Here is a 13,233-nt window from a genome sequence, read left to right as displayed (position 1 = left end):
TTAGCGCCGATGATAGTGTGGCATTCGCCATGTGAAAGTAGGACACCGCCAGACGCCCCATAACGAAGCCCAGCTCAAACGAGCTGGGCTTTGTGCATTGCGCGCGCGAAACCTCCTCCCAGCAGCCCCGACCGAACCCGGCGGGGCTTTGGCGTTTCTGAGGATATGTCGATGTGGTGTGAATTCTTGGACAGATTGTCCATCTTATGCCGTTGCGGGAGATCTGCATTTTTGCAAAAATGCGCGGCAGATATTTTATGCAGCGCATATTATTCAAAATGTCGAATTAACCCCTAGGGCGGAAGTCTTGAGCAAATTCAAGGGCGGCGAGTGGCTGCTGTTCGGCGCGGTCTGGCTTGCCTGCACGCTGCTTGTGACAGCGCAGTGGGGGGTGAGCGAATATCGCCGCTTGCAGGACGGCTTCGAGCTGGCCGCGCATCAGGCGTATGCGGGCGTGGCAAGGCGGCTGGACCAGAACGAGTCGGTGCTATCGGCGATCGATGCGCTGCTGTTGTCGCGCGAGCCGTTCGATGCGGCTGCCGTCGGCGCCTTTTCCCGTGAGATGCTTCCCCGTTATCAGCAGTTGTACGCCATCCAGTTTCTCCGCAATGTTTCCGCCGATAATCGGGTGGTTTTCCTGAGAGAGATGGAGCAACGCTTTGGCGAGACTTTCTATATCCGAGATTTCGATGTCGTGGGCCGGCGTAGCTGGCAGCCTGCCCCGGTGCGAGCCCAGTCTCTAGTCGTCTCGATGATAGAGCCGGATTTGCCGGCAGCCAGTCCCGTTTATGGTTATGACGTGCTTGGCGATGCCTATTTCGCTCCGGAGTTACGGCGGGCGATTTCCGGCGGGCAGAAAGTGTCTTCTCGTCCCTTTGAGCTGTATGACGGCGGTGGGCGGGCTTATCTGCTGATGCAGCCCTTGTTCAGGGACTCGGAGTCGCCAGGCAGAAAGCGGCTGGCCGGGATGGCGGTGCTGGTGGTTTTCTGCGATCGGCTGTTGCAATTGCCGGTCGATGCCAGCCTGTCCAATAATCTGGATTTGGCCTTGCTGGCCAAGGAGGGCGGTCATGAGCTGTTGTATGAGCGGCTTCATCGCGTCGCCGAGCATGACTGGTGGCCGGTCGTCACCCGGCTGGAGGCGAAGCTGCCGCTGAATAGCGAAGCGCAGCCGTTCGTGCTGGGCGTCGCCCAGGACGTCCGCGTCAGCGATTTGGCGTTGTTGCCGCTGCTGTTGAGGGAGCTGTTGCTGACGCTGCTGCTGGCCGCCGCCGGCCTGATATATTCCCAGCGCATGGCTTTGCGCAGGCAGCGCAGCCTGGCGGATGAGGAGCTGTTTCTGCAGAGCGAACGCGCGTCTGTGACCTTGAACGCGATTCACGACGGGGTGGTGATCCTGCGCCAGGATCGAAACATTGAAATGGCGAATCCAATGGCGCTGAGGCTGGTGGAGATGCCGGCCGAGGAGGTGCTGGGCCAACCTTGCCACGAGGTGTTCCGGCTGCTGGGGGAGCTGGCCTCGGAGTTCGCCGAGGATCCGATAGGCGAGTGCTTCCGCACCGGTCTGCCGGTGGAGTTGCAGGAAAGAATGCAGCTGACCACCGCGCGGGGCAAGGTGCATTTCGTCGAGGGCGGCGTCGCGCCGCTGCTGTCCCGCGACGGCGTGCTGATCGGCGTGGTGTGCGCGCTGCGCGACATGGGGCCGCTGCGTCAACGCACGGCCGAGGCGCTGGAGGCCAGCGAAACTCGGGTCAAGGAGCACCTGGAAAAGCTCTCGCACGTGGCGCGGCTGCACACGATGGGGGAGATGGCTTCGGGCATCGCCCATGAGCTCAATCAGCCGCTGACCGCCATTTCCAATTATTGCCAGGCGGCGATGCAGATGCTGGAGGGCGTCGACGACGCGCCGCCGCAGGTGCATTCGGCGCTGAAGCTGGCGGTGGCGCAGGCGGGCCGGGCCGGCGAGATCATCAAGCGGCTGCGAGCGCTGGTCAGCAAACGGGCGATCGAGACGCGGCTGATCGATATCAACCAGGTGGTGGGCAACTGCATGTTTCTGGCGGAGTACGACCTGCGCGAGCGAGGCATCGAAGTGGTGCAGCTATTGTCGGGTTACTCCATTCCGGTGATGGCGGACAGCATCCAGCTGGAGCAGGTGGTGTTGAATCTGCTGTCCAACGCTATGGACGCCTTGAAGGATGAGCCGCCTATGAAACGGCACGTGATCATCCATACCCGGCGAGAGGGACGGAAGGGAATCCTGGAGGTGAGGGATACGGGGCGGGGCATTACTCCGGACTTGTTGGAAGTGCTGTTCCACCCGTTCTTTTCCACCAAGCCACACGGCATGGGCTTGGGCTTGTCGATCTGCCAGACCATAGTCGAGCAGTACGGCGGGCTGATCTCGGCCGAAAACATACCGGCCAGCGGCGCCTGCTTCCGGATCGAGCTGCCGCTGGCCCTGCAGGCGGAGCGGCAGCTGAGCTAGTTCAGGATGCGCGCGTCAGCGCGCCGGGCAAGGCGCGTTGGGCGCGCTCTTCGCGCGGCGTGATGTTGAAGTGGTTGCGGTAGGTGCTGGAGAAATGCGGACCGCTGGAGAAGCCGCAGGCCAGGCCGATCTGGACGATGGATTTGCTGGTTTGCTGCAGCAGTTGCCGGGCGCGGCTCAGACGCAGCTCCAGATAGTATTTCGACGGCACCGTGCCCAGGTATTGCTTGAACAGCCGCTCCAGCTGGCGGCGGGACACGCCGACGTAGTAGGCGATGTCGTCGGTGGACAGCGGCTCTTCGATGTTCGCCTCCATCAGGCTGACCGCTTCGGTCAGCTTGGGCTGGCTGCCGCCGATGCGGGTGGCCAGAGGGATGCGCTGGCGTTCGTTGCCGGGGCGGATGCGTTCCATGCTGAACAGCTCGGACAGCTGGGCGATGAATTCGTGGCCCTGTTGCTTTCCCACCAGATCCAGCATGAAGTCGAAGGTGGCGGCGCCGCCGGCACAGCTTAGGCAGCGGCCCTCGCTCTCGTACAGATTGGACGTGACGATCACGTCCGGGAATTCCTCGGTCAGCCGCGCGATTTCGCGCCAGTGTATCGTCGCGCGCTGTCCCGCCAGCAGGCCGGCGCGCGCCAGCCAGTAGCTGCCGCAGCCTAGGCCGGCCAGGGTCATCTTGTCGGCGTTGCCGCCACCCAGGGCTTTGCTCAAATCTTCCAGCGCGAAATCGCTGACGATCTCGTCGGCCAGGATCAGCAGGTAGTCCAGCTTGGGCGCGTAGGACAGCGGCAGGTCCACCGCCAGTTTGATGTCGTTGGACAGCTGCACCGGCGCGCCGTCCAGCGATAGCAGCAGCGTTTCGTACAGGCGTTTTTCCGCCAGCAGATTGGCGTGTGTCAGCACCTCGGAGGCGCTGGCGAAGTCGGCCATCGAGGCGTGGGGCAGGAGCAGGAAGCCAAAGCGCAGGGCTTTGCCGGTTTGGGGCGGGTGACCCATGGTGTGATTGTCTGTGTCAGTTGGCAAAAATGCCGCCATGGCAGGCAAGCCTGGCATGGCGGCGTTATCTCGCCCTGCATTGTACGATTTATTTCGGCGGGCCGGCACAAATTGTTGCCGGCCCGCGCGGCCTCAATGCTTGCGGGGCGCGAGGAAGGCCAGGTAGCGGCATTCGGCCCGCTTCATCAGCCAGACCAGGCCGAAGGTGAGAGCCAGGTAGATCAGCGCGGCGGTGAGGAAGGGCTCGAATGGCATATAGCTTTCGCTGTAGATGCGGCGGGCGACGCCGGTGAGATCGGCTAGCGTCACCAGGCCGGCGATCGCGGTGCTCTGCAGCATCATGATCACTTCGTTGCTGTAAGCCGGCAGCGCGCGGCGGAGCGCCGACGGCAGCACGATGCGGCGCAGCATCAGCCACTGGCTCATGCCCATCGAGCGGGCCGCCTCGATCTCGCCCCAGTGGGTGGCGCGGATCTGGCCGGCGATGATCTCGGTGGTGTAGGCGGCGGTATTCAGCGTGAAGGCCAGAATCGCGCAAACGTAGGCATCCTGCAGATATCGCCAGGCCCAGCTGTCGCGCACCCAGTCGAACTGGGCGAGGCCGTAGTAGATGATGAACAGCTGCACCAGCAGCGGCGTGCCGCGGAACACGTAGCCGAACAGCCAGACCGCGCCCGCCAGCGCGCGGTTCTTGGAGACGCGGGCCACCGCCAGCGGGATGGCCATGGCCAGGCCCAGCAGCAGGGACAGACCCAGCAGCTCCAGGGTGAGGACCAGGCCGTCGGTGCTGGACAGCATCGGGCCGCCGTCATGGGCGCCGAAGAACTCCGGCAGCCGCTCGATAATCAGTTGAGGATCGATCACAGTCCGCTCTCCTTGGCGCCCATCGAATAGCGTTTTTCCAGCCAGTACAGCAGCAGGTTGGATACGCCGGTGACGGCGAGGAACAGCGCGCCGACGATGATGTAGACGTCGAAGGGCTGCTGGGTGGCGGATTTGGCGGCGTCGGCGCGGTACATCACGTCATTGAGGCCGATTACCGACACCAGGGCGGTGGACTTCACCAGCACCAGCCAGTTATTGGAAAAGCTGGGCAGCGCGTAGCGCACCATCTGCGGCAGCTGGATGCGGAAGAACACGCGCAGCGGCGACATGCCGTAGGCGAGGCCGGCTTCCATCTGTCCCTTGTGCACGGCCATCATCGCGCCGCGGAAGGTTTCCGTCATGTAAGCGCCGAAAATGAAGCCCAGCGTGGCCACGCCGGCGGCGAAGGGGTTGATGTCGGGGCTTTGCCAGCCGAAGTAGCCGCAAATGTCGTTGAGCGCCATCTGGGCGCCGAAGAACAGCAGGAACATCCACACCAGGTCGGGAATGCCGCGCACCACGGTGGAGTAGAATTCGGCCAGCAGAGTCAGCGGACGGGAGTGGCTGGACTTGAACAGCGCGCCGACCAGGCCGAGCGCGACGGACACGACCAGCGAGGTGCCGGCCAGTTTCAGGGTCAGCACGCCGCCTTCGAGGATGCTGGGAAGGTAGCCTTGAAGCATGAAGCAATCTCGGAAAAGGGGATTGCCGACGCCGGCGCGCCGGCGTCGTATCGGGTGGGTCAGTTCAGGGCTCAGCCGCCGTAGATGTCGAAGCTGAAGTACTTGTCCTGGACTTTCTTGTAGGCGCCGTCCTTGCGGATCTGGTCGATGGCCTTGTTCAGGCGTTCGACCAATGCCTTGTTGCCCTTCTTGACGGCGATGCCGCAGCCCGGGCCGAAGTATTTGACGTCGGAGTAATTGGGGCCGACGAAGGCGTAGCCCTTGGCCTGGGCGGTCTTCAGGAATTCCTGTTCGCCGACGGCGCTGTCGACGAACACGGCGTCCACGCGGCCGGACTTCAGGTCCAGGAAGGACTCAGGCGACTTGGCGTAAGACACGATGGAGGCACCGTTCTTGCCCCAGTTGTCCTTGGCGAACTTTTCCTGGGTGGAGGCGCGCAGCACGCCGATCTTCTTGCCCTTCAGGCTGGCGGCGTCCACCTTGGTGCCGTCCTTGGCCACCATGCGGCTGGCGATGTTGTAGTACTTGTGGGAGAAGTCCACCGCCTTCTGGCGTTCCGGGGTGATCTGCATCGAGGAGATGATGGCGTCGAACTTGTTGGCGTTCAGCGCCGGGATCAGGCCGTCCCAGTCCTGGGGCACGATCTGGCAGGTGACTTTCATCGCCGCGCACAGCGAGTTGGCGATGTCGATGTCGAAGCCTTGCGGCTTGCCGTCGGCGCCTTGCTTGGAGAACGGCGGGTAGTTGAGATCCACGCCGATGCGCAGGGTTTCCGCCTGGGCGGACAGGGAGGCGAGCAGGGCGAGGCCGGCGCTTGCGATCAGGGCTTTTTTCATGATGTTGCTTCTACTTCTCTCTCGTTGGCCGCAGGCGCGATGCGCAGGCGGCCGGCTTGTAAACCCCGCACCGGAGGCGACGTTAATGTTCCGATCCGGGCCGTTTTGTGTTCTGAATTGACCAACGGTTTTTGCGATAGCCAACAATAAGCGGCTGATTTGGTCAATCCCCACAAGCAAGTGCGCACATTCTACCTTACTTTTGCGAACAAATGGAAATATCATAAAAATCAACAAGTTACGCGATAATTGTTTGATGATCTACAATGCGTGCTGTTACGAGATTTGTGTAATTGTCCGTCGCTTTGCTGTAAGGTGTCGGCTGGATTTTCGGGCGGCTTATGCGCCTGCGTTGTTGCCTCTGGGATAGGCATGGCGCTTTTTGTGTAAGTGCATGTCGCATTAAGGAAATCCGGCCGGGGTGGCGCTATCTACAATGCCCCGACAACCTCCCTGCTCACAACAAGAGAAGCTAAATGTCGCTTACCAACAAGACCGAACTGGCCAGCCTGATCGCTGATATTCAGGCAGTGGCCGAGAGCAAGCTTTCTTCCAAGGAGACCCAACGACTCGCCGCCTTCTTCCCGATCTATTTCGAAGAGACCGAACACGCCGACCTCAGGCAGTTCTCCTCGCTCGATCTGTTCGGCGCAGCGATGGCGCACTACGAGTTCGCCGGCAAGCGCTCTGCCGGACAGGTCAAGTGCCGCATCTACAACCCCGATTTCGAACGCGACGGCTGGCAAAGCACCCACACGGTGATCGAAGTGGTGAACGACGACATGCCGTTCCTGATCGATTCGATCTCCATGCTGCTGTCGCGCTACAACCTCAATCTGCATCTGCTGGTCCACCCGGTGCTGGCGGTTGCCCGCGACAAGAGCGGCGTGCTGGCCGAGGTGAAGCGCACTGAGGACCGCAGCCTGCCGCTGGAGTCGTTCATCCACGTCCAGATCGACCGCATCAGCGACGCCGAGCTGCTGGCCAAGCTGGAAGCCGAGCTCAAGCGCGTGCTGGCCGATATCCGCCTGGTGGTCAGCGACGAGCCGAAAATGCGCGAAGTGCTGGCCGGCATCGGCAAGGACCTGGCCAAGGTGAAGGGCGAGCGCGCCGCCGAAGCCAAGGAAGCCGTGGCCTTCCTCGACTGGATGGCCGCGCGCAACTTCCTGTTCATGGGCTATTGCGATTACGATCTGGTCAAGCGCGACGGCAAGGACAGCCTGAAGATCGTCAAGGAGTCCGGTCTTGGCATCCTGAAAGAGCAGGGCGACAAGGAATACTCCGCCAGCTTCGAACAACTGCCGCAAGAGCTGCGCGAACTGGCCCACCTGCCGCAGCTGATCATCCTGAACAAATCGCAGACCCGCTCCATCATCCACCGTTCGGCCTATGTCGACTTCGTCGGCATCAAGCGTTTCAACGACAAGGGCCAGGTGATAGGCGAGCGCCGCTTCCTGGGCCTGTACACTGCCAGCGCCTACCAGATGTCGCCCAAGGATGTGCCCATCCTGCGCCAGAAGGTGTCCACCGTCGTCAAGAACTGCGACTTCGTCGACGATAGCTACAAGTCCAAGACGCTGGGCTTCGTGCTGGAAAGCTATCCACGCGACGAGTTGTTCGAAATCCCGGCCGAAGTGCTGGCGCCGATAGCCGAAGGCATCGTCAGCCTGCAGGAACGCCCGCGCGTGCGGCTGTTCGTCCGCGCCGACCGCTACCACCGCTATGTCAGCAGCCTGGTCTACGTGCCGCGCGACAGCTTCAGCACCGAAGTGCGGCTGAAGATCGAAAAGGTGTTGATGAACGCCTTCAACGGCGCCAGCGCCGAGTTCAGCGTGCAGATCGGCGACGGCACCCTGGCCCGCGTCCACTACATCATTCGCACCGCATCCGCCAAGCTGCCGGAATTCCACGCCGCCGACATCGAGGCTGAAATCGCCCGCCTGGTGCGCGGCTGGAGCGAAGAGCTGCACCAGCAATTGGTGGAAGCCCACGGCGAAGAGCGCGGCAACGGCCTGTTCAACCGCTACAAGGATGGTTTCCCGCTGGCTTACCGCGAAGAATTCGCGGTGCGCAACGCGGTGCTGGACGTCCAGCATCTGGAGGCGATCTGCCCCGAGCAGCCGCTGGCGATGAAGCTGTACCGTCCCTTCCACCGCGTCGGCGCGGCCTTCAATCTCAAGCTGTTCCGCGAAGGCGAGCCGCTGGGCCTGTCCGCCAGCCTGCCCATTCTCGAGAACATGGGCGTCAAGGTGCGCGATGAGCATCCGTACTGCGTGAAGCGCGCGGACGGCAGCCAAGTGTGGATCAGCGATTTCGGCCTCGACGTCGGCGGTTTCGGCGAGCAGATGGCGCAGGACCAGGTGCAGCAGGACTTCCAGGAGCTGCTGGCCCAGGTGTTCGCCAAGCGCTGCGAAAACGACGGCTTCAACCGCCTGGCGCTGGTGGCGGGCCTCGACTGGCGCGAAATCTCGCTGGTGCGCGCGCTGGCCAAGTATCTGCGCCAGGGCGGCCTGACCTTCAGCCAGGCGTACATCGAGCAGTGCGTGGCCAACTACCCGGCCATCACCCGCAGCCTGGTCGAGCTGTTCTACGCCCGCCTGGACCCGGCAGGCTTCGACGACGACAAGGCCGAGTTGCTGCTGGCCGCCGTGCGCGGCATGCTGGACGGCGTGGCCAATCTGGACGAAGACCGCATCCTGAACGGCTTCCTGGCCGTGATCCTGGCCACCCGCCGCACCAACTTCTGGCAGAAGGCGGAAGACGGCCACTTCAAGTCCTACATCTCGTTCAAGCTGGAATCCAGCCAGGTTCCGTTCCTGCCGCAGCCGCGCCCGATGTTTGAAATCTGGGTCTACAGCCCGCGCGTGGAGGGCGTGCACCTGCGCGGCTCCAAAGTCGCCCGCGGCGGCCTGCGCTGGTCCGACCGGATGGAAGACTTCCGCACCGAAGTGCTGGGCCTGGTGAAGGCGCAGATGGTGAAGAACTCGGTGATCGTGCCGATGGGCTCCAAGGGCGGCTTCGTCGGCAAGCAACTGCCGGCGCCGTCCGAGCGCGAGGCCTTCCTGGCCGAGGGCATCGCCTGCTACAAGATCTTCATCTCCGCCTTGCTGGACGTCACCGACAACCTGGTGACCGGCCAGATCATTCCGCCGACCGACGTTCGCCGCCTGGACCCGGACGATCCGTACCTGGTGGTGGCCGCCGACAAGGGCACAGCGACCTTCTCCGACATTGCCAACGGCATTTCCGAGTCTTACGGCTTCTGGTTGGGCGACGCCTTCGCCTCCGGCGGCTCCGCCGGCTACGACCACAAGGGCATGGGCATCACCGCCCGCGGCGCCTGGGAATCGGTGAAGCGCCACTTCCGCCATCTGGGCATCAACACCCAGGAGCAGGATTTCAGCGTGATCGGCATCGGCGACATGGCCGGCGACGTGTTCGGCAACGGCATGCTGCTGTCCGAGCACATCTGCCTGAAGGCGGCATTCAACCACCTGCACATCTTCCTGGACCCGACGCCGAACGCGAAGAAGAGCTTCGCCGAGCGCGCACGCCTGTTCAATCTGCCGCGCTCCAGCTGGTCCGACTACAACCGCGAGCTGATCTCCAAGGGCGGCGGCATTTTCGAGCGCAGCGCCAAGTCCATCCCGCTGTCGCCGGAAGTGAAGGCGTGGCTGGAAACCAGCAAGGACAGCATGGCGCCGAACGAGCTGATCCATGAGATCCTCAAGGCCAAGATCGACCTGCTGTACAACGGCGGCATCGGCACTTACGTCAAGGCGTCCACGCAGAGCCACGCCGACGCCCGCGACCGCGCCTGCGATCCGGTGCGCGTCAACGGCAACCAGCTGCAAGCCCGCGTGGTGGCCGAAGGCGGCAACCTGACGTGCACCCAGCTGGGCCGCGTCGAGTTCGCGCTGGCCGGCGGCCGCATCGCCACCGACGCCATCGACAACTCCGCCGGCGTGGACTGCTCCGACCACGAGGTCAACATCAAGATCTTGCTGGGCGCGGTGATGCAGGCCGGCGACATGACGCTGAAGCAGCGCAACGAGCTGCTGGCCGAGATGACCGACGAAGTGGGCCATCTGGTGCTGCGCAACAACGTGCTGCAGACCCAGGTGCTGGCGATCAAGCGTCTGGAAGCCGCGTCGATGCTGTCCACCCATGCGCGGATGATCGCGCACATGGAAAAGACCGGCGAACTGAACCGCGAGATCGAGTATCTGCCGTCCGAAACCCAGATCAACGAGCGCCGCCTCGCCCGCCAGGGCCTGACCGTGCCGGAGATCGCGGTGCTGCTGGCCTACAGCAAGATTTCGCTGGATCAGGCCATCCTGGCCACCGATGTGCCGGACGACAAGGACTTCCTGCCGATACTGGTCAACTACTTCCCGAAACCGCTGCAGCAGCGCTTCGGCAAGCAGATGGAGCAGCATCAGCTGCGCCGCGAGATCATCGCCAACCAGCTGGCCAACCAGATCATCAACCGCATGGGCACCACCTTCGTGTTCCGGATGCAGGAGGAGTCGCCGTTCTCCGCGGCCGACATCGCCCGCGCCTGGTGGATCGCCAGCCGCGTGTTTGACGCGGAAAGCCTGTGGGGCCAGATCGAGGCGCTGGACAACAAGGTGCCGGCCGACCAGCAGATGCAGTTGATGGTGCTGGTGCGCACGCTGGTGGAGCGCGTGACCCGCTGGGTGCTGCGCAACAAGCGTCCGTTCGGCTCCGTTAACGCGGTGATCGAGCAGTACGCGTCCAAGGTGCAGAGCCTGCTGGCGCAGCTGCCCAAGCTGATTCCGGCCGCCGACTACCCGGCGGTGGCCGCGCTGGAGCAACGCATCGCTCACGCGAATCTGCCGCAGCCGCTGACCCAGGTGCTGGCGCGCCTTGAGTTCGCGGTACCGCTGATGGACATCATCGAGATCAGCGAGGGCAGCAAGCTCAAGCTGGAGCAGGTGGCCGCCAACTACTACCAACTGGGCAGCACGCTGCAGCTGGATTGGCTGCGCGACGCCATCACCGGCCTGCCGCGCGACAACCGCTGGCAGTCGCTGGCTCGTTCGGCGCTACGCGACGACCTGTACAGCGTGCACCGCAATCTGGCCCGACAGGCGCTGGAAGGCGTGTCGGCGGCGGACTTCGCCGCCAAGTGGCTGGTCAACCGCCAGGGCGCGGTGGAAATCTGCGGCCAGATGTTCGCCGAGCTGCAGTCGTTCAGCGCGCTGGACCTGGCGATGCTGTCCGCCGGCATGCGCGAGCTGAACAACCATCTGCTGGCCTGATGCTGATGTCCTGAAAATTCCGGCCGCGAGGGCGGAATGAAAAACGCCGCGAGGATTCCTCGCGGCGTTTTTGTTGATATTGCCGGAATATCGGATTTGCATCGGTTTTGTGGATTTTAGTAGCTCAAATGTCACTGAAATTGTGTATCTTTTCCGATCTCGACGTCATGCCGTGGCAGCGGCGGGCTTCGAAAGAACAATACACAAGGAGCAAGTGATGAAACTGATTCCGCTGGGCATGACCCTGAGCGCCGCGCTGGCGCTGGGCGGCTGCATGTCCGATTCCTCGTCCGTGGGCGCGACGCGCACCCAGACCGGCGACGAAGCCGCCGCCAGCCAGGTGGCGGTCAAGATGATCGCCTTCAACGATTTCCACGGCAACCTGGAAGCGCCGGGCACGCTGGCGATTCCCGATCCGAAGGACCCGAGCAAGACTGTCAAGGTGACGGCCGGCGGCGTCGACTATCTGGCCGCCTGGGTCAAGCAGCTGCGCGCGCAGTCGCCGAACACCGTGGTGGTGTCGGCCGGCGACCTGATCGGAGCCAGCCCGCTGGTGTCCGGCCTGTTTCACGATGAGCCGACGATAGAGGCGATGAATCTGCTGGGCCTGGACATCAACGCGGTGGGCAACCACGAGTTCGACGACGGCCAGGATGAGCTGCTGCGGATGCAGAACGGCGGCTGCAAGGCCGGCGCGGTTGAAACCTCCTGCTTGTACGGCGGCGGCTTCTCCGGCGCCAAGTTCAAGTTCCTGGCGGCCAATGTGCAGAAACAGGACGGCGGCACGCTGTTCCCGGCTTACGAGATCAAGAAGTACGGCAATATCCCGGTCGCCTTCATCGGCATGACGCTGAAGGGCACGCCCGACATCGTGTCGCCCACCGGCATCCAGGGCCTGAGCTTCAAGGACGAGGCCGACACCGTGAATGCGCTGGTGCCCAAGCTGAAAGCGCAAGGCGTGGCCGCGGTGGTGGTGGTGGTGCACGAGGGCGGCTACCAGAGCGGCAACTACAACGAGTGCAAGGGCATCTCCGGCCCCATCGTCGACATCGTCAAGAAACTGGACAAGGCGGTGGGGCTGGTGGTCACCGGCCACACCCACCAGGCTTACAATTGCCAGATCGATGGCCGCACTGTCACCAGCGCCAAGAACTACGGCCAGCTGTTCACCGAGATCAACTTCAAGCTGAGCCCGGCGACGCGGACTTTCGTGCCGGGGTCGATCCAGGCGGTCAACCGTCCGGTGACGCAGGACATCGCGCCGCTGGCCAGTATCAGCAGCCTAGTGCAGTTCTATCTGACCAAGGCCGCGCCCATCGCCAATAAGCCGGTGGGCACGCTGGCGGGCGCCTTGACCCGCACTGCCAGCGCGGCGGGCGAATCGACACTGGGTGACGTGCTCGCGGATTCCCAGCTGGATGCGGGCAGGGCGCAGGGCGCAGTGGCCGCCTTCATGAATCCGGGCGGCATCCGCGCCGACCTGGCGCCGGCGGCAGACGGCAGCATCAGCTACAAGCAGATCTACACCGTGCAACCCTTCGGCAACACCATGATGACGATGACGCTGACCGGCGCGCAGATAGACCGCCTGCTGGAGCAGCAATGGAGCAACCCGTCCCAGCCCAAGATCCTGCAGGTGTCGTCCGGCTTCAGCTACAGCTGGAGCCAGTCTGCGCCGGCCGGCAGCAAGGTGGACATCAACAGCATCACCATCAACGGCGTGAAGATCGATCCCGCAGCCAGCTACACGGTGCAGGTGAACAACTTCATCGCCGGCGGCGGCGACGGCTTCACCGTGCTGACAGAAGGCGGCAACCGCGTCGGCGGCGGGGTGGATGTGGACGTGCTGCAAAGCTATCTGGCCAAGCGCGCCAACTTGCCGGTGCCGGCGCTGAACCGCATCGTTCAGCTGCCATGAGCGATGGGCCTCTCCGCCTGCGGGCAGGTGGAGGGGCTCTGCGCCTGTTCAAAGTCCGGCGAGCGAGGGCGAGGCAAGGCGAAAACAGATGAAGAAGCGCAGCGCGGATACGGCGCGCGAGATTCCGAAGCTGTTCGCAACGCCGTGTCGCCGACGCGCGGC

The 13,233-nt window shown here is 63.4% G+C and carries 7 protein-coding genes; 3 read left to right on the top strand and 4 right to left on the bottom strand.

Going from position 1 to position 13,233, the window contains the following annotated elements:
* Positions 1–307: 307 nt before the first annotated feature.
* Positions 308–2,488, top strand: a complete 2,181-nt coding sequence (locus VA599_RS23345; RefSeq protein ID WP_234004425.1) for an ATP-binding protein — start codon at positions 308–310, stop codon at positions 2,486–2,488.
* Between the two features lies 1 nt (position 2,489).
* On the opposite strand, the gene VA599_RS23340 is transcribed toward VA599_RS23345, so the two are convergent.
* The 4 genes from VA599_RS23340 to VA599_RS23325 form a co-directional block, all read right to left on the bottom strand.
* Positions 2,490–3,485 (bottom strand): GlxA family transcriptional regulator, encoded by a 996-nt coding sequence (locus tag VA599_RS23340; protein ID WP_021475743.1) that lies wholly within the window; start codon positions 3,483–3,485, stop codon positions 2,490–2,492.
* Positions 3,486–3,617: 132 nt separating this feature from the next.
* Positions 3,618–4,349 carry an ABC transporter permease gene (locus tag VA599_RS23335; protein WP_346790877.1) on the bottom strand — a complete coding sequence of 244 codons (732 nt, stop codon included), beginning with the start codon at positions 4,347–4,349 and terminating at the stop codon, positions 3,618–3,620.
* The gene (locus VA599_RS23330; RefSeq protein WP_346790875.1) at positions 4,346–5,032 is read right to left on the bottom strand and encodes an ABC transporter permease; all 687 of its coding nucleotides are present in this window, start codon (positions 5,030–5,032) and stop codon (positions 4,346–4,348) included. The genes VA599_RS23335 and VA599_RS23330 overlap by 4 nt, the downstream gene beginning before the upstream one ends.
* Before the next feature lie 71 nt (positions 5,033–5,103).
* Entirely contained in the window at positions 5,104–5,868 is a 765-nt protein-coding gene (locus VA599_RS23325; protein ID WP_221665286.1) for an ABC transporter substrate-binding protein, read from the bottom strand.
* A 476-nt stretch (positions 5,869–6,344) separates the two neighbouring features.
* On the opposite strand from VA599_RS23325, the gene VA599_RS23320 reads away from it, so the two are divergent.
* Both VA599_RS23320 and VA599_RS23315 read left to right on the top strand, forming a co-directional pair.
* Positions 6,345–11,153, top strand: coding sequence for an NAD-glutamate dehydrogenase (locus tag VA599_RS23320; RefSeq protein ID WP_346790874.1), 4,809 nt, complete (start codon positions 6,345–6,347; stop codon positions 11,151–11,153).
* A 217-nt stretch (positions 11,154–11,370) separates the two neighbouring features.
* Complete coding sequence (locus VA599_RS23315) at positions 11,371–13,071, top strand: bifunctional metallophosphatase/5'-nucleotidase (protein WP_346790872.1); 1,701 nt, start codon at positions 11,371–11,373, stop codon at positions 13,069–13,071.
* Positions 13,072–13,233: the final 162 nt, after the last annotated feature.

Source organism: Chromobacterium indicum (assembly GCF_039708975.1).
GTDB classification, from domain to species: Bacteria; Pseudomonadota; Gammaproteobacteria; order Burkholderiales; family Chromobacteriaceae; genus Chromobacterium; species Chromobacterium piscinae.
Note: the sequence above shows the minus strand (reverse complement) of the source record. Positions and strands in the feature narration are given on the sequence as shown.